Raw genomic sequence first — 17,954 nt, forward strand, 5'->3', positions numbered from 1 at the left:
CTTTTCCCGCCGCCCTCCCGTGTCCCCGGTTGGTTGGTGCGGGTCGGCGCCCGGTTTCGTTGGTTGGCCGGGGGCGGGGCCTCCGGGGTGGGCATTCTGTACCGCATATTTATGTGCATGGCGGGCAATCCGAACAGGTGCCGCTCTGCCGCACAACAAATACACGTCAGCGTCCAGAACGCCCACCCCTACGGCCCCACCCCCTCCGCGAGTTGCGCGACCAACGGCCGGTGGGGGGTGTGAAGCAGTCCGGGGTTGCCGCGAGTGCCTTACTACCCCCCTCCGGCCGTCAGTCGCCCCAACGACGGGAGGGAGTGTGGCGGGGTGCGCCCATGGGGGTCCCCCCGGCCGAAGGCTGGGGGAGACGAGCGGTGATGCCGGTGACGCAATGACCCGGCGAATCCGCGAGCGCTGTGGGGGTCCCCCCGGCCGAAGGCTGGGGGAGTGCGCCGGCGCGCCACCGACCCACAGACGAACAGAGCGCAGACCCGCACTGACCGACCGGAGCAACGGGCGGGCGGCGGGGAAAAACCCCAACCGCAAGCACGACGACGCCCCACACAAGGAGCCCCCGTGACCACGACCGCCCCCCGCCCCACCGCCCCGCACCACAACACACCGGCCTTCCCCGAAGGGTTCCGATGGGGCGCCGCCACCGCGGCCTACCAGATCGAGGGCGCCGCCCACGAGGACGGCCGCACCCCCTCGATCTGGGACACCTTCAGCCGCACGCCCGGCAAGGTCCGCAACGGCGACACCGGGGACATCGCCGCCGACCACTACCACCGCATGCGCGAGGACGTCGCGCTCATGGCGGAGCTGGGCCTCACGGACTACCGCTTCTCCGTGTCGTGGCCGCGCGTGCAGCCCACCGGCCGGGGCCCGGCCGTGCAGAAGGGGCTCGACTTCTACCGCGCCCTGGTCGACGAACTGCTGGATCACCGCATCCGCCCCGTCCTGACGCTGTACCACTGGGACCTCCCCCAGGAGCTGGAGGACGCCGGCGGCTGGCCCGTCCGCGACACCGCGGAGCGCTTCGCGGAGTACGCGGGGCTCGTCGCGGACGCGCTCGGCGACCGGGTGCCGTTGTGGACGACGCTGAACGAGCCGTGGTGTTCGGCCTTCCTGGGGTACGCGCAGGGCGTCCACGCGCCGGGCCGGACGGAGCCGGAGGCGGCGCTGCGGGCGGCGCACCATCTGCTGCTCGGGCACGGCCTGGCGGTCGGCGTGCTGCGCGAACGGCTCCCGGTTCCGGCGCAGGTGTCGCTGACGCTGAACCTCGCGGCGGTGCGCCCGCACACCGGGAGCGCCGAGGACGCGGAGGCGGCCCGGCGGATCGACGCGCTGGCCAACCGGATCTGGCTGGACCCGGTGTTCCGCGGGTCCTACCCGGAGGACCTGCGGCGGGACACGGCCGAGCTGACGGACTGGTCGTTCGTGGCGGACGGCGACCTGGCGCTGATCTCCCGTCCGGTGGACGCGCTGGGCCTCAACTACTACGCCCCGACCGTGGTGGCCGCGGGCGGCCACGCGCTGCCGTCGCCGTGGCCGGGGGCCGAGGGGCACGTGCGGTTCGTGCCGGCGCCGGGGCCGCGGACGGCGATGGACTGGCCGGTGGACGCCGGCGGTCTGCACGAACTCCTGCTCCGGCTGCGGGACGAACTCCCGGACGTCCCGCTGCTGATCACCGAGAACGGCGCCGCGTACGACGACTACGCCGACCCCGAGGGCGAGGTGCACGACCCGGAGCGGATCGCGTACCTGCGTACGCACCTGGCCGCGGTGCAGCGGGCGATCGCGGACGGTGCCGATGTGCAGGGCTACTTCCTGTGGTCGCTGCTGGACAACTTCGAGTGGGCGTACGGCTACGGCAGGCGGTTCGGCGTGGTGCACGTGGACTTCGCGAGCCAGCGCCGTACGCCCAAGGACAGCGCCCGCTGGTACGCCGGGGTCGTCGCCCGGGGCGGCCTGCCGTCGGCATGAGCCGCACATGCGGACAACTCGGGCCGCAGGCCAGTGAGTTGGGCAGCTTCGCGTGTGAGACGGCACGGCCACGGGAAGGTCACGTTCGGACATCGAAGGTGAAGGTGCGGTAAAACGCGCCCCGTACGGGCTGGAGGAGCCATGGTCTACTCGATCGTCCTCGGCGTCGTCATCGTCGCGCTCGGCCTCGGCAGCATCGTCTACACCTTCTGGCACGAGGGCAGTCCGCTGACCCTGCGACGCGGCGGTGAGCGCCACAACGGAGCCGGATGACCGCCGGCCCGGCTCCCCGTCGGGGAGCCGGGCCGGACCGGGTCAGTACACCTTGCGGTGGCCGCCGCCGCGCTTGCGCTCGTACATCTCTCGCCCCGCGGCGGAGCGCAGTTTCCACTCGCGCCGCATCTCGGAGCGGAGCCGGGCGTCGGTGCGTGAGGCGATCCAGGCGTTCTCACGGAGCAGCTTGCGGTAGCTGTCCAGACGGCGGTGGGTCAGGGTGCCGTCGTCCAGGGCGGCGAGGACCGCGCAGCCGGGTTCCGAGTCGTGCGAGCAGTCGTGGAAGCGGCATGCGCCGGCCAGCGCCTCGATGTCGGAGAACGTCTGGGTGAGACCGGCGTCGGCGTCCCACAGTCCGACCCCGCGCAGCCCCGGGGTGTCGATGATCACCCCGCCGCCGGGCAGCGGCAGCATGTCGCGGGTGGTCGTGGTGTGCCGGCCCTTGCCGTCGCTGTCGCGGATCGCCTGCACCTCCTGGACCTCGCGGCCCAGCAGGGCGTTGGTGAGCGTGGACTTGCCCGCGCCCGACTGCCCGAGCAGCACGGACGTGCTGCCGCCCAGTGCCCCGGCGACCTCCGGTACGCCCTCGCCGGTGGCGGCGCTGACGACCAGGACGTCCACGCCGGGCGCCGCGCCGCGGGCGTCGTCCAGCAGGTGGGCGGGGTCGGCGACCAGGTCGGCCTTGGTGAGGACGACCAGCGGCTGCGCGCCGCTGGTCCACGCCAGGGACACGAAGCGTTCGAGCCGCCCGAGGTCGACTTCCGCGGCGATCGAGACGGCGATGACGGCCAGGTCGACGTTGGCCGCGAGGACCTGTCCCTCGGAGCGCTTGGAGGAGGTGGAGCGGACGAAGGTGGTGCGGCGCGGCAGCAGGGCGCGTACCGCGGGGCCGGCGGCCGGTGTCTCGTCGACGGCGGCCCAGTCGCCGGTGCAGGCGATCCCCATGGGGTCGCGGGTGAACACGTCCTCGGTGTCGGCGCGTACGGTCCGCAGACCGTCCGGGCCGCCGGGGAGGACGACGTCGCAGAGCCCGCGGTCGACGCGGACGATGCGGCCGGGTGTGAGTCCCCGCTCCGCGTGGACGGCGAAGTCGGAGTCGAGTGCGGAGTCCCAGCCGTAGGCGGTGAGCGCGGTGGACGGCTGCGGGACGGTTCCGTTGGTCAACGGAGGAGAGCCCTTCGGGAGGGCGGTCGCGCGCGGCTGTGCCGTCGGTTGCTTCGCGGCGGATGGGTCAGCCGGCGACCGCTGAGGTGGGGTTGACGATCTTCTGGACGCGGGCAGCGCCCAGCGCGACGGCAGTCATCGTTCCAACACCTCCCGGTTCACTCGCGGTCCGACGGGGACACCATAGCCGGTGTGCCGGCGGGCCCCGCAACGGGTTTTCCACGGACGGCTCACGCCGTCTCGGCGTAGCGCTCCCCCGCGTACTCCCGCACCACCGGGACGACGGCCTCCGCCCCGCCGGGCAGCCGGTCGAGGCGGACCAGGGCGTAGGCCTTGTGGCCGTCGACCAGGTACGAGGGGTTGTCGTACGGACGGCTGCCCGGCAGCGGCCACACCACCAGCCACGGGCGGGGGTCGTCGGTGGTCGGCGGGCGGCCGACCGTGACGGCCGCGATGTCCTTCCAGGAGAAGAACGACTCCTCGCGGGTCACCTCGCGCATCCCGATCCCGGCGGGCCCGACGCGAAGCCGCAGCGGCTTGCGCCAGCGCCGGTACGAGCGCCCCGTGAGGTAGCAGCAGCCGATCGCGCCGAGCGGCCCGAAGGCGGTGAAGGGCTCGGGGCCGACGAGGCGGCCGTGGAGGAGTTCCCAGAACGAGTAGCCGAGGACGGCGGCGAGCGCCGCCCAGACCAGCGTCCAGGTGCCGGCCCGCCGCCCGTCGACGAACTGCCGCTCCCCGCCGGGCACCCGCAGTTCCGGTCCCGACACGGTCACCGGGATCGGCGGCCGCACGGCGCGCGGCGCGGTCTCGAAGGTGGCGCCGCCGTGTTCGGCGAGCACGGCCGTCAGTTCGGAGACGCTCTGGTCGAGGTCCTCGCAGTCGACGAGCGTCCAGCGCGGCCGGTCGCCGCGGGTGCGGTCGGGCTTGCGGGGGAAGGCGACGCCGGGCGCCGTCCAGAGGGTGAGCCGCGGCTTGGGCGGCGTGGTGGTCTCGCTGTCCTCACCGGTGTTGGGGACGTGCCACAGCGAGACCGCCTCGATCTGCTCCCAGGCGAGCTCCGCATCGTGCAGCGTGATGCCGAACGCGTCGACCCGCAGCCGGAACGGCTGCCGCGCCCTCCGCAGGTCCTTCGCCCCGCTCCAGGCCGCCACGCCCGCAAGGAACCCCAGCATCAGGGGGCCCGTCGCGCTCCGCGAGGCGACCATCCACACCGCTGCCGCCCCGATCACGATCAGGCCTCCGGTCAGCCACCGCCGGCCCCGTCTCACGAGCGTCCGCTCTACCGTGAACTCCACTGCTCCCCGCCCCCTTTGACGTCCCCACCCGGATCTCATGATGCGCTCGCGGGGGCGTGCGGCCGCGGCCGTGAGCTGGGTGTTGCCCAACCGTGACGCCCGGCCGGACGGCGGCTCCGGCCGGTCGCCGCCGCGTCGCCCGCCGTTCACCGGGGGCCCCGCGAAAGCGACTTTGCCCGTTCTTTACAACCGGCTCGCGGGCCGCCTCGTCTCTTCGCGCGATCAGTTGCCAGAACCCGCCCGTGCCCCTACCGGGGGCAGGGGCGGGGTGACGAAGGAGAGCGAAACATGCGCAGGAGTGTTCTCACCGCCGCCGCCGTCGCGTGCACCGCGGTGCTGGCGGGGACGGCGCCCGCGTTCGCCGACGGGCCGAGCGCGCAGCCCGCGCCGGCCCGCAGCGCCGCGCCCGCCGAGGCGCCGTCCGCGGAGCCGTCCGCGGCGCCGTCGTCGCGTCAGGTCGGCACGGTGCCGGCGGGTGCCCCCGACACCGGCGTGCAGTCCCCGGCCGCCGCGCAGGGCCCCGACGGCACGGTGGTGGCGGCGGCCGCGGGCGGCCTGCTGCTCCTGGCCGGCGGCACGTTCGTGGTGACGCGGCGCAGGCGCACCACCGCCGGATGACCCCGGGCGCGAGGTGGGCGGCGGTCCTGGCGGTCCTTGCGGTCCTGCCCTGGGCGGGCGGGTGCGCGGGCGGCTCCGGTGACGGTCCCGTCGCCGCGCCGCCCGTCGTCTCCGTGCCGCCCGCGGTCACCGGGACCGACCCGTCCCCGCCGCCCCCGCTCGCCCGCTCGGTCCCGGTACGGCTGCGGATCCCGGCGATCGGGGTCGACACCCCGGTCATGGAGCTGGGACTGGCCGCGGACGGCACGGTGGAGGTCCCGCCGGTGGCGCGCAACTCGCCCGCCGGCTGGTACCGCCACTCCCCCACGCCGGGACAGCTCGGCCCGTCGGTGCTCCTGGCCCACGTCACCGTCGGCCGGTTCGGCGACGGGGTCTTCCGCGACCTGGCACGTCTGCGCCCGGGCGACCGGGTCGTGGCCGGGCTGCGGGACGGCGCGTCCGCGGAGTTCACGGTGGACCGGGTGCAGACGGTGGCCAAGGCGCACTTCCCGACCGGGGAGGTCTACGGCGACGTGGACCGTCCCGAGCTGCGCCTGATCACCTGCGGCGGCCCCCGCACCGCCGACGGGAGCGGCTACCGCGACAACGTCGTGGTGTACGCCTCCCTGACCTCGGCGGACCGCGGCTAGCAAGGGCCGGGCCGGCGGGCGGTGCGCCCCCGGCCCGGCCACCCCGCGGCGGGGCTGCGGCATGATGAACGACGGAATGTGGAGAGTGTTGAAACGGTCTTCCCGGGACGAAGCGGCGTCCGAGCTGTTCGCCGCCCTCTACCCGCGCCTGGCCGGCTGGTGCCGGCGGCTGGTCGACGACGACGAGACGGCCCACGAGATCGCCTCCGAGGCCTTCACCCGGCTCTGGGCGCGCTGGACGAACGTGGACGAACCGCGCGGCTTCCTCTACGTCACGGCCGCCAACATCGTGCGCGACCACTGGCGGAAGGTGGAGCGCGAACGCCGGGCCATGCGGCGCGCCACCGCGGAGGTCCTCGTCGACGGACAGGGCGAGGGGCGCGACGGGCAGACCGACCCCTCGGTGCGGATGCTCGTCCAGTCGCTGCCCGAACGGCTGCGGGTGCCGATCCTGCTGTACTACTACGCCGACATGCCGGTCCGGGAGGTGGCGGCCGCGACGGGACGGAAGGAAGGAACCGTGAAGGCCGACCTCCATGCGGCCAGGGAAATGCTGCGAGCCGGACTGAGGAGAAGCCTTGATCACACCCATTGAGGGCCCGGACGAGGAACGAGACCCGGAGCTGAGTGCCCTGCTGGGGTCCGGCACGGTCCTCCTCGGGCCGCCGCCCGGTCGCTTCCGCGAGGTCCGCCGCGCGGCGGCGCGGCGCAAGCTGCTGCGGGCGGCCACGGGAGCCGGGGTCTCCCTGGCGGTGGCGGCCATCGTCGCCGTACCGCTGCGCCTGATGTCCGACCCGGCGCAGGGCCCGGCGGTCGGGCCGACCGTGCCCGCGGTCTCCGTCCCCCCGGCGGCCGACCCGCCGCCCTCGCCGCGCCCCACGTCGTCCCCCGTCCCGGAGCCGTCCGAGACCCCCGGCCCCGACCGCCGCACCGGCCGACCCGACCCGGGCCGCGCCCCTTCCGCCGCCCGCCAGTCCCGGTCCGTCTCGGCCACCCCGCTCAGCGACCCCGGGGAGGACACCCCGGCCGGCCCGCGGCGCTGAACGGCACTGAACGGGCCGGCGCGTGTCCGATTCGTTCAAGACGGCCCGGACGGGGCGCCCCTACGGTTGCGGCATGACTCTTCGTTTCGATGTCGTCGAGATCGTCGTGGCCGACATGGCCGCCTCACTGGCCTTCTACCGCAGGCTGGGGCTGGAGATCCCCGCCGGGGCGGAGGCCGAACCGCACGTGGAGACGACTCTGCCCGGGGGGCTGCGGATGGCGTGGGACACCGTGGAGATGGTCCGCACCTTCGACTCCGCGTGGGAGCCGCCGCAGGGCGGTCACCGGATGGCGCTGGCCTTCACCTGCGACGCACCGGAGGAGGTGGACGCGACGTTCGCCGAGCTGACCGAGGCCGGGTACGCGGGACATCTGAAGCCCTTCGACGCGCCCTGGGGCATGCGCTACGCCGTGGTCCTGGACCCGGACGGGAACCCGGTCGACCTCTTCGCGAGGTTCTCCTAGCCGGGTAGTGGCGCATGGGTGCGGGTTCGTCCCGCGCCCTTCGGGCGGAAAGACGCGGGCTGCGGACGGGAGGGCAGGGAGCTGGACTTGCTGCCGGTGTGCCGCTGCGTTCGCGGCCGGGGTTCAGGCGCCGCAGCGGGGCCGGTTGTTCATCGGGTACCGGTCTCGTCGCCGTCCGCGGGTGCAGATGGCCGGTGGCCACGCCCACCGTTCGTGGGTGGCGCGTCCGCCGTAACCCGCGTCTGCGGGTGTTTCCCTGACATCGGGCCCTGCTACGCCGACATGTTCGGCGAAAGCGAGCCCGATCTCCCGCCGACCGCCCAACAGCACCCCGAAGCAGCCGCAGACGCCGGTCACGGCGGGCGCGCCACCCACCCGCAGTAGGCGTGGAAGCGGCCATCTGCACCCGCGGACGGCAACGAGACCCCCGCCACCTGCAAACGCACCCCGATCCGGCGCCTGAACCCCCACCACGAACCCACCCGCACCCTGCGCCGAAGCCCCGGACCGCCACCCTCCCCTCCGCAGCCCGCATCCGTGCGACCGAAGGGAGCGAGACGGCGCGACAGCCGACCCTCCCACCCGCGCCCACACACCACCCCACCCCCCGCGCGAGCCCCGGCGCCTAGAGCAGTTCGCCGAGCGGGACGCCGGCGAGGGCGCGGACGTCGCGGGCGAGATGTGCCTGGTCGGCGTAGCCGGCGCGGGCGGCGACCTCGGCGAAGGCGTGACCGTGCCGGGCCAGGGACAGTGCCCGCTGGAGGCGCAGGATGCGGGCGAGGGTCTTGGGGCCGTAGCCGAAGGCGTCCAGGCAGCGGCGGTGGAGCTGGCGTTCGCTGAGCCCGGTGTCCTCGGCGACGGCGGCGACGCGCGCCCCGGCCGCCAGGCTCGCGGCGATCTCCGGGCCCCACGGGGATGCCGCGCGCCGGACGCCGCTCGCCGACACCAGGGACTCCAGGACGGCGCCGGGGTCTGCGGCCGCGCCGACGCGCTCGGTGAGCCGGCGCGCCTCGGCGCCGGGCCACAGCGCGTCAAGCGGTACGCGGCGGTCGCGCAGTTCGTGCGCGGGCAGGCCGAACAGGGCGGGCCCCACGCCGGGGGCGAAGCGCAGCCCCGCGTATCGCGTGCCGGGCGGGCTGCCGGAGAGGTGGGCGGTGGTGTCGGGCCCCGCCGCGAAGACCCCGGTGTCCTCGCCCCAGATCAGGTCGATGCAGCCGTCGGGCAGCACGCGGGCGGCCCCGGCACCCGCTGTCTTCGTCCACAGCACGGCGCCGGGGACGGTCGAGGTCCGTTCCCGGTACACCGCTCCAGCATGGCACCGGCCACCGACACCGCGCCGGGTCCGGTCCGGGTCCAGGTGCGGGCCGCGTCAATCGCGCGGCTTCTTGCCGCCGTCCTTGCCCGAGGGGCGGCGGCCGCGCAGCCGGGACCGGACGTCGTCCGGGGGCAGGAAGCCCGCCCAGCGCTCGGGGAATTCGGCGGGCGGGTCCTCCGGGCCGACCTCGTCGTCCGGGCCGGACTCGAACGCGGCGCGGCGGGCGGCGGCCTCGGCGACGAGGTCGGCGGCGGCGCGCTCCCTGGCCCGGGCGTTCTCCTCGCGGGCGGCCGCGGTCTCGATCGACGGCCACACCCGGTCGATGGCCGCGTTGACGGCCGCCCCGACGAGCACCGCGAAGGCCGACACGAAGATCCACAGCAGTACGGCGACGGGCGCGGCCAACGACCCGTAGATGGTCGGGCCCTCGACGGTCTGGGTGAGGTAGATGCGCAGCACGAAGCTGCCCAGGACCCACATCAGCAGGGCGACGGCCGCCCCCGGCATGTCCTCGTACCAGGGCGACCGCACCGGTACCGAGACGTGGTACAGCGTGGTGAGGAACGCGATCGACAGCACGAGGACGACCGGCCAGTACAGTATCCGGATCACGGCCTCGCTCCAGGGCAGGAGCGACACCACCGCGTCCGGCCCGACGACCATCAGCGGCATGACGACCGCGCCGATCACCAGGGCGACGATGTAGAGCAGCAGGGCCAGCAGCCGCGTCTTGACGATGCCGCGCCTGCCCTCCAGCCCGTACATGATCGTGATCGTGTCGACGAACACGTTGAGGGCGCGCGATCCGGACCACAGGGCGATGACGAAGCCGATGGAGATCACATCGGGCCGGCCGCCGCCGAAGACGTCGTCGACCAGGGGCCGCATCAACTGGTCGACGCCCTTGTCCGACAGGACGGTCGCGGCGGCCGTCAGGATGTTGCGGCGGATGTTGTCGATCGTGTCGGTGCCGATGATCCCGTCGACGTAGCCGATGGCGCCGACGAGGCTCAGCAGCAGCGGCGGCAGGGAGAGCAGCACGAAGAAGGCGGCTTCGGCGGCGAGTCCGGTGACGCGGTACTCCATGCAGGAGTCAACCGTGTCCTTGAGCAGCAGCCAGCCCACCTTGCGCTTGGACACGTTCCGGTAGAGGGCCTGCGCCCGGTGGAGACGGCCGCGCCTGGGCCGCTCGGGTGTTTCGTCTGCTGCCTGCACGCGCCTACCGTAACTGTCATGAGTCCCCCCACACACACCGTGACCAACCAGGCTCCGCCCCTGGTCGGGTATGACGTGTACACCGCCGACACCGCTCTGGTGGAGGGGGTGGCACGGCACGTGGCACCCGGTCTCCGGGAGGAGGTGCACCGGGAGCTCGGCGACATCGGCCGGGTCGCGGGTTCGGCGCAGGCGCGGGGGTGGGCGGAGGCCGCCGACACCCGTCCGCCGGTGCTCCGCACCCACGACCGGTACGAGAACCGGATCGACGAGGTCGAGTTCCACCCGGCCTGGCACCGGCTGCTGGGACGTGCGGTCTCGTCCGGGCTGACCGACGCGTGGTCGCGCCCGGGCGGTCACCTGCGGCGGGCCGCGGGTTTCCTGGTGTGGTCCCAGGCGGAGGCCGGGCACGGCTGCCCGGTGTCGATGACGCACGCGGCGGTCCCGGCGCTGCGGGCCGACCCGGCGCTGGCCGCGGAGTGGGAGCCCCGGCTGGGGTCGCGGGTGTACGACCCCCGGCTGGTGGCGCCGGGGGCCAAGCCCGGGGCGCTGTTCGGCATGGGGATGACCGAGAAGCAGGGCGGCTCGGACGTACGGGCCACCACCACGCGCGCGGAGCCGCTGGCGGAGGCGGGCAGCTACCTGCTCACCGGCCACAAGTGGTTCTGCTCGGCGCCGATGTCGGACGCCTTCCTGGTGCTGGCGCAGGCGCCCGGCGGGCTGACCTGCTTCCTGCTGCCGCGGGTGCTGCCGGACGGCTCGCGCAACGTCTTCCTGATCCAGCGGCTCAAGGACAAGCTGGGCAACCGCTCCAACGCCTCGGCGGAGGTGGAGTTCGACGGCACGTGGGCGCGCCGGGTCGGCGAGGAGGGGCGCGGGATCGCGACGATCATCGAGATGGTGGCGGCCACCCGGCTGGACTGCGCGACCGGTTCGGCGGCGCTGATGCGCCAGGCGGTGGCGCAGGCGGTGCACCACGCCGGGCACCGCAGCGCGTTCGGCGGGCTGCTGGTCGACAAGCCGTTGATGCGCAACGTGCTGGCGGACCTGGCGCTGGAGTCGGAGGCGGCCACCACGACCGCGCTGCGGCTGGCGGCCGCGTACGACGCGGACGACGAGCAGGAGCGGCACCTGCGGCGGCTGGCGGTGGCGGTCTCCAAGTACTGGATCACCAAGCGCTGCCCACCGCTGGTGGCCGAGGCGCTGGAGTGCCTGGGCGGCAACGGCTATGTGGAGGAGTCCGGGCTGCCGCGGCTGTTCCGCGAGTCGCCGCTGAACTCGGTGTGGGAGGGCTCGGGCAACGTGCAGGCCCTGGACGTGCTGCGGGTGCTGCAGCGGGAGCCGCAGGCGCTGAACGCCTTCCTGAGCGAGATCGGCCTGGCGCGCGGCGCGGACCACCGGCTGGACGGCGCCATCAAGTCCCTGCTGACGGAACTGGCCGACCTGGAGGGCGTCGAGGCGCGGGCGCGCCGTGTGGTGGAGCGCATGGCGCTGGTGCTGCAGGGCTCACTGCTGGTGCGGTTCGCGCCGGTGGAGGTCTCGGACGCCTTCTGCGCCTCGCGGCTCGGCGGGGACTGGGGCGCGACCTTCGGCACGCTGCCGCGCGGCCTGGACCTGGCGGCGATCGTCGAGCGGGCGCGCCCGCGGGTGTGAGGGGCGGATGCGGCGGCGGTCCGCCCGCGGTCCCGGCGGAAGGACCGGGACCCTCGGGGAAACGTTCCGCCGCCGCGCCGCACTGAGGGTGGTGCCGCGCCGACTCGGCACCACCCCCGGTCTCGCCTCACCGTCGCACGGATTCAGGGTTCCGTACGAGTAGCGTGATGCGCCGTCACTGTCCGTCGAATGCGCGCATATTCGCAACCGTTGCAGACAGTTGCAAGGTATTGGCCGGATATCCCACCGGAGGGACCGGCCCAACGGCACCATATGCACATGGTGTGGCAGCGCAGAAACGTCGCTGCCACTGCCGGGGCGCGCCACGCACGGCGCACACGGACGCGGGGAGCACCATGAGCCAGGTTCCGATCGACGCACGGTCGTTGTCGGTCCAGTCCGTCCGGGAACCGCGTCGTTCCGCGCGGCTGCTGGCCGGCATGCGGGACGCCGCGCTGGGCGGCGGATCGGGTGGCACGGTGGCCAGACCGGTCATCCAGGACTCCTGGCAGCGTGCGCTGGATCTCGGGGTCGATCCCGACAACGGCAGTCAGACCGGCATGCTGACCGCCGACGAGATCGAGGTGCGCCGGCGCCGGACCCCGCTGAACGACGTGCTGCCCGCGCTGCGCGACGGGCTGGTCTCGGTCGCCGACGAGGCCCGGCACATCATGGTGGTGACCGACCCCGAGGGCCGGGTGCTGTGGCGGGACGGCAGCCTGGCAGTCCGCAGGAGCGCGGACCGGCTCGGCTTCGCGGAGGGCGCCTCGTGGTCGGAGGAGGCCGTCGGCACCAACGCGATCGGCACCGCCCTGGTCACCGGGCGGCCGGTGCAGGTGCACTCCTCCGAGCACTTCGTACGGGTGCACCACCAGTGGACCTGCGCCGCCGCCCCGCTGCACGACCCGCGCGACGGGCGGCTGCTGGGCGCGGTGGACGTCAGCGGGCCCGCGGCCGGCATGCACCCCGCGATGCTGTCGCTGGTGACCGCGGTGACCAAGGTCGCCGAGGCCGAACTGCGCAGCCTGCACTGGGCGACCGTGGACCGGCTGCGCTCGGTCGCCGCCCCGCTGCTCTCCGGGATGACGGGCCGGGCGGCGGTCGTCGACCCCAACGGCTGGACGGCGGCCGTGACCGGGATGCCGCCGGTGGACCGGATCACGCTGCCCGCCGCGCCGAGCGCCGGGCGCACCTGGGTGCCCGCGTTGGGCACCTGCACCCTGGAGCCGCTGCCGGGCGGCTGGCTGGTGCGGGCCGCCCAGCCGGAGGAGGAGGTGCCGGCGTCCGGGCACGTGGTGCTGGACCTCGGCCGTCCCCGTACATGGACGGTGAGCGTCTCGGGTGCGGCCGGCGGCTGGTCGCAGGAGCTCAGCCCGCGCCACGCGGAGCTGCTCTTCGTGCTGGCCCTGCACCGGGACGGCCGCAGCGCCGCGGAACTGGCCGGCGACCTGTTCGGCGACCCCTCCCGCACGGTGACGGTGCGCGCCGAGATGTCCCGGCTGCGCCGCACCCTGGCCGGGGTGCTCGACCACCGTCCCTACCGCTTCGCGGACGGCGTCGAGGTCGAGGTGGTGCGCCCCGCCCGCCCCGCGGATCTGCTGCCGCACTCGACGGCGCCGGCGGTGCGCGAGGCGCGCCACGCGGGGTGAGGCGCGGACCCGGACGGGCCGCGGCAGCGAGCCGGGGACCCGCCGGGCCCGCGAGGCCGCAGAATGTGGCGCATGAGCACTAGCGTCACGGTGACCACGTGGTCACTGGAGCAGACCTCCCACGCCGACCTGCGGCCCTCCCTGGAACCGGACCCCGCGACGTCGGGCGTCCGCATCGCGCGGGCCGAGGCGCCGTCCCCGGAGTTCAGCCGCTTCCTCTACACCTCGGTGGGCGCGGACTGCGCCTGGACGGACCGTCTGCCGTGGTCGTACGAGCAGTGGCGGTCCTTCCTGGAACGCCCGGGCGTCGAGACCTGGGTGGCGTACGACCGGGACACCCCGGCCGGCTACATCGAACTGGACCCGCAGGACGACGGCCAGGTGGAGATCGCGTACTTCGGGCTGCTGCCCGCCTTCCGGGGGCGGCGGATCGGCGGGCACCTGCTGTCCGTCGGCATCGCCCGCGCCTGGGACCTGGCGGAGCGCTGGCCGGACCGCACCCCCACGAAGCGGGTGTGGGTGCACACCTGCAGCCTGGACGGGCCGCACGCGCTGGCCAATTACGAGAAGCGCGGCTTCCGCATCTTCCGGACCGAGACGGGGGAAGAGGAGAAGAGGCCCGTGACCGGGCCCTGGCCCGGAGCCCGGTAGGGGGCCGGCCGGCGGGAAGGGGCGGGCATGGACGTCGTCGGGGTCGGGGCACTCAACCTGGACCTCATCACGGGGGCGTCCGCCCTGAACGGCAGCCCGGTGCTGGCCCGGCTGAGCGCGCACATGCGGCTGCGGCACCCGCCGGAGAGCGGGGGCGAGCGCATGGTCGACGAGCCCGCCGTCCGAGCCGGGCTGGAGTGGCTGCGGGACGAGGGGGTGCCGCTGACCCCGGAGCCGGGCGGCTCGGCCTTCAACACCCTCCACGCCCTGGGCCGCCTGGGCCGCGGGCTGCGGCTGGGCTACGTGGGCGTCGCGGGCCGCGACCCGCTCGGGGCGGCCGGCCCGCTCGCCGTCCTCGACGGGCTCGGCATCGACCGGCGGCTGGTGGCCCGGGACCCGGACCGGCTGTGCGGGATCTGCCTGTCCGTGCACGACGGCGGGGAACGCACGCTGCTGACCCACACCGGGGCCAACACGCGGATCGCCGCCCATGTGCGCGAGCACTTCGAGGAGATCGCCGGCTACCTGGCGGCGGCCCGGGCGGTCCACGTCACCTCGTTCCTGGATCCGGACGGCGGGGCGGCGCTGCACCGGCTGCTGGTGGAGGTGCGGCGGCGTTCGCCGCGGACGCTGATCAGCTTCGACCCGGGGCACGCCTGGTCGGCGGAACCGGCCGCCGATGTGCTGGCCATGGCGGCGATGAGCGACTACCTGCTGGTCAACGGGCGGGAGTTCGAGCGGCTCGGCCATGTGCGGACCCGGCGGGAGGGCGCGGCCGTGGTGAAGTACCCGGACCGGGTGGAGGTGCGGCGGCCCGGCACCGTGGAGCGCTACGCGCACCGTCCGCTGCCCGACGGGGAGGTCGAGGACGCCACGGGGGCGGGCGACGTCTTCGCGGCGGGGCTGCTCGCGGCGCTGGTCGCGGACCGGGCCCTGCTCGGTACGGGGGTGCGGCTGGGTTCGGCGCTGGCGGGCCACAAGCTGCGGCACGTGGGGACCCGCGGGCACGGTGGATTCCGGGCCATCGCGGCGGATTTCCTGCGCCCGGCGAGTCCTGTCAGGTGAGGAACACCATGGACGTCTCACCATGCGGGATAATGACGTCCATCATATGGATAGCGGTGGACTGGCCCGAGATCCGCGTGACACGCTTTCGACATGTCTCGCACTGGAATCGCCTTGGTAGGTCGGCTGCACGTCGATCTCGGACGCATGTCCAGCGCCATCTGTCAGGCGTGCTGAGCACTCGCCGCCGTCCCGTTCAGGACTGATCCGGCCGTCCCCGGTCTCGCGGGCGCAATGACGCGCCCACGCCCCGCGCCTTTCCCGGTGTTCCGGCGTATCCGCAGGCCAAGGGGACCTTTTGCGCTACGACCGACTCTTTCCAGCCTGCCAGAAGGACTGCATCGCCATGGCATCCACCCCTGACCAGCCGAACGCCGCCGCGCCGCGCCGCAAGGTGAGCCGCCACCGCGGCGAGGGCCAGTGGGCGGTCGGTCACATGACGCCGCTCAACGCCAACGAGCAGTTCAAGCGGGACGACGACGGTCTCAACGTGCGGACACGCATTGAGACGATCTACCGGTACCGCGGCTTCGACGCGATCGACGGCGCCGACCTGCGCGGCCGCATGCGCTGGTGGGGCCTGTACACCCAGCGCAAGCCCGGGATCGACGGCGGCAAGACCGCGATCCTGGAGCCGGAGGAGCTGGACGACAAGTTCTTCATGCTCCGGGTCCGCATCGACGGCGGCCGGCTCACCACCGAGCAGCTGCGCGTCATCGGCGAGGTATCCCAGGAGTTCGCCCGCGGCACCGCCGACATCACCGACCGGCAGAACATCCAGCTGCACTGGATCCGCATCGAGGACGTCGCCGAGATCTGGCAGCGCCTGGAGGCCGTGGGCCTGTCCACCACCGAGGCGTGCGGCGACACCCCGCGCGTCATCCTCGGCTCGCCCGTCGCCGGGATCGCCGAGGACGAGATCATCGACGGGACCTGGGCCGTGGACGAGGCCCACCGCCGGATCGTCGGCAACAAGGAGTTCTCCAACCTCCCCCGCAAGTTCAAGTCGGCGATCTCCGGCTCCCCGCTGCTGGACGTGGCGCACGAGATCAACGACGTCGCCTTCGTCGGCGTCCGCCACCCCGAGCACGGGCCGGGCTTCGACGTGTGGGTCGGCGGCGGCCTGTCCACCAACCCCAAGATCGGCGTCCGGCTGGGCGCGTGGGTGCCGCTGGAGGAGGTCCCCGACGTCTTCGAGGGCGTCATCTCGATCTTCCGTGACTACGGCTACCGGCGGCTGCGCACCCGCGCCCGGCTGAAGTTCCTGGTCGCCGACTGGGGCGCGGAGAAGTTCCGCCAAGTGCTGGAGGACGAGTACCTGGGCCGCAAGCTGGCCGACGGCCCCGCCCCCGACCAGCCGGTCGAGCAGTGGCGGGACCACGTGGGCGTGCACCGCCAGAAGGACGGCCGCTACTACGTCGGCTTCGCCCCGCGCGTCGGCCGGGTGGACGGCACCACGCTCAGCAAGATCGCCGAGCTGGCGGAGGCGCACGGCTCCGGCCGGCTGCGCACCACCGTCGAGCAGAAGATGATCGTGCTGGACGTCGAGCAGGACCGGGTCGACTCCCTCGTCGCGGGTCTGGAGGCGCTGGACCTGCAGGTGAAGCCCTCCCCGTTCCGGCGCGGCACGATGGCCTGCACCGGCATCGAGTTCTGCAAGCTGGCCATCGTCGAGACCAAGGCGCGCGGCTCCTCGCTGATCGACGAACTGGAGCGGCGGCTGCCGGAGTTCGAGGAGCCGATCACGATCAACATCAACGGCTGCCCCAACGCCTGCGCACGTATCCAGGTCGCCGACATCGGCCTCAAGGGCCAGCTCGTGCTGGACGCCGACGGCCGTCAGGTGGAGGGCTACCAGGTGCACCTGGGCGGCGCGCTGGGCCTGGAGGCCGGGTTCGGCCGCAAGGTGCGCGGCCTGAAGGTCACCGCGGACGAGCTGCCCGACTACGTCGAGCGGGTCCTGAAGCGCTTCCAGGCCGAGCGCGAGGACGGCGAGCGCTTCGCGCAGTGGGTGACGCGGGCGAGCGAGGAGGCGCTGTCGTGAGCGAACGCGCCGCACCGTTCTACTGCCCCTACTGCGGGGACGAGGACCTGCACCCCGCCGAGCAGGGCCACGGCGCCTGGGAGTGCCGTTCGTGCAACCGCGCGTTCCAGCTGAAGTTCCTGGGCCTGCTGGCCCGGGGGCTGCGGACCGAGACCCCCGAGGGAGGCCCTTCGTGACCATCGCGCAGCAGCACACCGCGGACGAACTGCGGGCGCTGGCCGAGCAGGCGGGCCGCGACCTGGAGGACGCCCCCGCGCTCGACATCCTGCGCTGGGCCACCGGCACCTTCGGGTCCCGGTTCTGCGTCACCTCCTCGATGGAGGACGCGGTCGTGGCGCACCTGGCCTCGCGCGCCGCACCGGGCGTCGACGTCGTCTTCCTCGACACCGGCTACCACTTCCCGGAGACCATCGGCACCCGTGACGCGGTCGCCGCCGTCATGGACGTCAAGGTCATCACGCTGACGCCGCGGCAGAGCGTGGCCGAGCAGGACGCCGAGCACGGTCCGCGGCTCCACGAGCGCGACCCCGACCTGTGCTGCGCGCTGCGCAAGGTCAAGCCCCTGGAGGAGGGCCTGACCGGCTACGACGCCTGGGCGACCGGGCTGCGCCGCGACGAGTCACCGACCCGCGCGAACACCCCGGTCGTCGGCTGGGACGCCCGGCGGGGCAAGGTCAAGGTTTCCCCCATCGCCCGCTGGACGCAGGACGACGTGGACTCCTACGTCACCGAGCACGGGGTACTCACCAATCCGTTGCTCATGGACGGCTACGCCTCGGTCGGCTGCGCCCCTTGCACCCGCCGGGTGCTGGAGGGCGAGGACGCCCGGGCCGGCCGCTGGGCGGGCCGGGCCAAGACCGAGTGCGGGCTGCACGGCTGATGACGGCGGAA

The 17,954-nt window shown here is 73.9% G+C and carries 19 protein-coding genes; 15 read left to right on the forward strand and 4 right to left on the reverse strand.

Features of this window, described 5'->3' with window-relative positions; genetic code table 11:
- Positions 1-573 precede the first annotated feature (573 nt).
- The gene (locus ACFW3D_RS04710) at positions 574-1,983 is read left to right on the forward strand and encodes a GH1 family beta-glucosidase (protein ID WP_500501269.1); all 1,410 of its coding nucleotides are present in this window, start codon (positions 574-576) and stop codon (positions 1,981-1,983) included.
- Between the two features lie 141 nt (positions 1,984-2,124).
- Positions 2,125-2,256: a hypothetical protein gene (locus ACFW3D_RS04715; RefSeq protein ID WP_431965331.1), complete on the forward strand. Its 132-nt coding sequence runs from the start codon at positions 2,125-2,127 to the stop codon at positions 2,254-2,256.
- A gap of 42 nt (positions 2,257-2,298) precedes the next feature.
- Here the strand turns inward: ACFW3D_RS04715 and rsgA are convergent, their stop codons facing one another.
- On the reverse strand, positions 2,299-3,420 hold the full coding sequence (gene rsgA, locus ACFW3D_RS04720) for a ribosome small subunit-dependent GTPase A (protein ID WP_500501271.1): 1,122 nt from the start codon (positions 3,418-3,420) through the stop codon (positions 2,299-2,301).
- A gap of 230 nt (positions 3,421-3,650) precedes the next feature.
- Positions 3,651-4,715, reverse strand: coding sequence for a hypothetical protein (locus ACFW3D_RS04725; protein ID WP_500501273.1), 1,065 nt, complete (start codon positions 4,713-4,715; stop codon positions 3,651-3,653).
- Between the two features lie 288 nt (positions 4,716-5,003).
- Between ACFW3D_RS04725 and ACFW3D_RS04730 the strand changes: the two genes are divergently transcribed.
- The 5 genes from ACFW3D_RS04730 to ACFW3D_RS04750 all read left to right on the forward strand — a co-directional run bounded on the left by ACFW3D_RS04730 (position 5,004) and on the right by ACFW3D_RS04750 (position 7,471).
- Positions 5,004-5,333: an LPXTG cell wall anchor domain-containing protein gene (locus ACFW3D_RS04730; RefSeq protein WP_500501275.1), complete on the forward strand. Its 330-nt coding sequence runs from the start codon at positions 5,004-5,006 to the stop codon at positions 5,331-5,333.
- Positions 5,330-5,962, forward strand: a complete 633-nt coding sequence (locus ACFW3D_RS04735) for a class F sortase (protein WP_500501277.1) — start codon at positions 5,330-5,332, stop codon at positions 5,960-5,962. Before ACFW3D_RS04730 ends, ACFW3D_RS04735 begins: the two co-directional genes overlap by 4 nt.
- Positions 5,963-6,038: 76 nt before the next feature.
- A complete protein-coding gene (locus ACFW3D_RS04740; RefSeq protein ID WP_500501279.1) occupies positions 6,039-6,557 on the forward strand; it encodes an RNA polymerase sigma factor in 519 nt (172 codons plus the stop codon).
- Complete coding sequence (locus tag ACFW3D_RS04745) at positions 6,541-7,005, forward strand: hypothetical protein (RefSeq protein ID WP_500501281.1); 465 nt, start codon at positions 6,541-6,543, stop codon at positions 7,003-7,005. The genes ACFW3D_RS04740 and ACFW3D_RS04745 overlap by 17 nt, the downstream gene beginning before the upstream one ends.
- Positions 7,006-7,078: 73 nt before the next feature.
- On the forward strand, positions 7,079-7,471 hold the full coding sequence (locus tag ACFW3D_RS04750; protein ID WP_500501283.1) for a VOC family protein: 393 nt from the start codon (positions 7,079-7,081) through the stop codon (positions 7,469-7,471).
- Between the two features lie 625 nt (positions 7,472-8,096).
- On the opposite strand, the gene ACFW3D_RS04755 is transcribed toward ACFW3D_RS04750, so the two are convergent.
- Both ACFW3D_RS04755 and ACFW3D_RS04760 read right to left on the reverse strand, forming a co-directional pair.
- On the reverse strand, positions 8,097-8,774 hold the full coding sequence (locus ACFW3D_RS04755; protein WP_500501285.1) for a helix-turn-helix domain-containing protein: 678 nt from the start codon (positions 8,772-8,774) through the stop codon (positions 8,097-8,099).
- A 66-nt stretch (positions 8,775-8,840) separates the two neighbouring features.
- Complete coding sequence (locus ACFW3D_RS04760; RefSeq protein ID WP_500501287.1) at positions 8,841-10,001, reverse strand: YihY/virulence factor BrkB family protein; 1,161 nt, start codon at positions 9,999-10,001, stop codon at positions 8,841-8,843.
- Positions 10,002-10,019: 18 nt separating this feature from the next.
- Between ACFW3D_RS04760 and ACFW3D_RS04765 the strand changes: the two genes are divergently transcribed.
- The 8 genes from ACFW3D_RS04765 to ACFW3D_RS04800 all read left to right on the forward strand — a co-directional run bounded on the left by ACFW3D_RS04765 (position 10,020) and on the right by ACFW3D_RS04800 (position 17,943).
- Positions 10,020-11,654 (forward strand): acyl-CoA dehydrogenase family protein, encoded by a 1,635-nt coding sequence (locus ACFW3D_RS04765; RefSeq protein ID WP_500501288.1) that lies wholly within the window; start codon positions 10,020-10,022, stop codon positions 11,652-11,654.
- Between the two features lie 356 nt (positions 11,655-12,010).
- The gene (locus tag ACFW3D_RS04770) at positions 12,011-13,303 is read left to right on the forward strand and encodes a helix-turn-helix domain-containing protein (protein ID WP_500501290.1); all 1,293 of its coding nucleotides are present in this window, start codon (positions 12,011-12,013) and stop codon (positions 13,301-13,303) included.
- 72 nt (positions 13,304-13,375) lie between these two features.
- Complete coding sequence (locus ACFW3D_RS04775; RefSeq protein ID WP_500501292.1) at positions 13,376-13,954, forward strand: GNAT family N-acetyltransferase; 579 nt, start codon at positions 13,376-13,378, stop codon at positions 13,952-13,954.
- Positions 13,955-13,981: 27 nt separating this feature from the next.
- Positions 13,982-15,019, forward strand: a complete 1,038-nt coding sequence (locus ACFW3D_RS04780; protein ID WP_500501294.1) for a carbohydrate kinase family protein — start codon at positions 13,982-13,984, stop codon at positions 15,017-15,019.
- A gap of 93 nt (positions 15,020-15,112) precedes the next feature.
- Positions 15,113-15,196 (forward strand): putative leader peptide, encoded by an 84-nt coding sequence (locus ACFW3D_RS04785; protein WP_322975673.1) that lies wholly within the window; start codon positions 15,113-15,115, stop codon positions 15,194-15,196.
- 169 nt (positions 15,197-15,365) lie between these two features.
- Complete coding sequence (locus tag ACFW3D_RS04790; RefSeq protein ID WP_500501296.1) at positions 15,366-17,063, forward strand: nitrite/sulfite reductase; 1,698 nt, start codon at positions 15,366-15,368, stop codon at positions 17,061-17,063.
- A complete protein-coding gene (locus ACFW3D_RS04795) occupies positions 17,060-17,239 on the forward strand; it encodes a hypothetical protein (RefSeq protein WP_361796807.1) in 180 nt (59 codons plus the stop codon). Before ACFW3D_RS04790 ends, ACFW3D_RS04795 begins: the two co-directional genes overlap by 4 nt.
- Positions 17,236-17,943, forward strand: a complete 708-nt coding sequence (locus tag ACFW3D_RS04800) for a phosphoadenylyl-sulfate reductase (protein WP_500501298.1) — start codon at positions 17,236-17,238, stop codon at positions 17,941-17,943. The genes ACFW3D_RS04795 and ACFW3D_RS04800 overlap by 4 nt, the downstream gene beginning before the upstream one ends.
- Positions 17,944-17,954: the final 11 nt, after the last annotated feature.

Source organism: Streptomyces sp. NPDC058864 (assembly GCF_042742985.1).
Lineage (GTDB): Bacteria > Actinomycetota > Actinomycetes > Streptomycetales > Streptomycetaceae > Actinacidiphila.

Coding starts and splice junctions, on each gene's coding strand:
- ACFW3D_RS04750 (WP_500501283.1), top strand. CDS start 7,079: ATGACTCTTCGTTTCGATGTCGTCGAGATCGTCGTGGCCGACATGGCC.
- ACFW3D_RS04740 (WP_500501279.1), top strand. CDS start 6,039: ATGTGGAGAGTGTTGAAACGGTCTTCCCGGGACGAAGCGGCGTCCGAG.
- ACFW3D_RS04770 (WP_500501290.1), top strand. CDS start 12,011: ATGAGCCAGGTTCCGATCGACGCACGGTCGTTGTCGGTCCAGTCCGTC.
- ACFW3D_RS04735 (WP_500501277.1), top strand. CDS start 5,330: ATGACCCCGGGCGCGAGGTGGGCGGCGGTCCTGGCGGTCCTTGCGGTC.
- ACFW3D_RS04765 (WP_500501288.1), top strand. CDS start 10,020: ATGAGTCCCCCCACACACACCGTGACCAACCAGGCTCCGCCCCTGGTC.
- ACFW3D_RS04780 (WP_500501294.1), top strand. CDS start 13,982: ATGGACGTCGTCGGGGTCGGGGCACTCAACCTGGACCTCATCACGGGG.
- ACFW3D_RS04730 (WP_500501275.1), top strand. CDS start 5,004: ATGCGCAGGAGTGTTCTCACCGCCGCCGCCGTCGCGTGCACCGCGGTG.
- ACFW3D_RS04790 (WP_500501296.1), top strand. CDS start 15,366: ATGGCATCCACCCCTGACCAGCCGAACGCCGCCGCGCCGCGCCGCAAG.
- ACFW3D_RS04785 (WP_322975673.1), top strand. CDS start 15,113: ATGTCTCGCACTGGAATCGCCTTGGTAGGTCGGCTGCACGTCGATCTC.
- ACFW3D_RS04775 (WP_500501292.1), top strand. CDS start 13,376: ATGAGCACTAGCGTCACGGTGACCACGTGGTCACTGGAGCAGACCTCC.
- ACFW3D_RS04715 (WP_431965331.1), top strand. CDS start 2,125: ATGGTCTACTCGATCGTCCTCGGCGTCGTCATCGTCGCGCTCGGCCTC.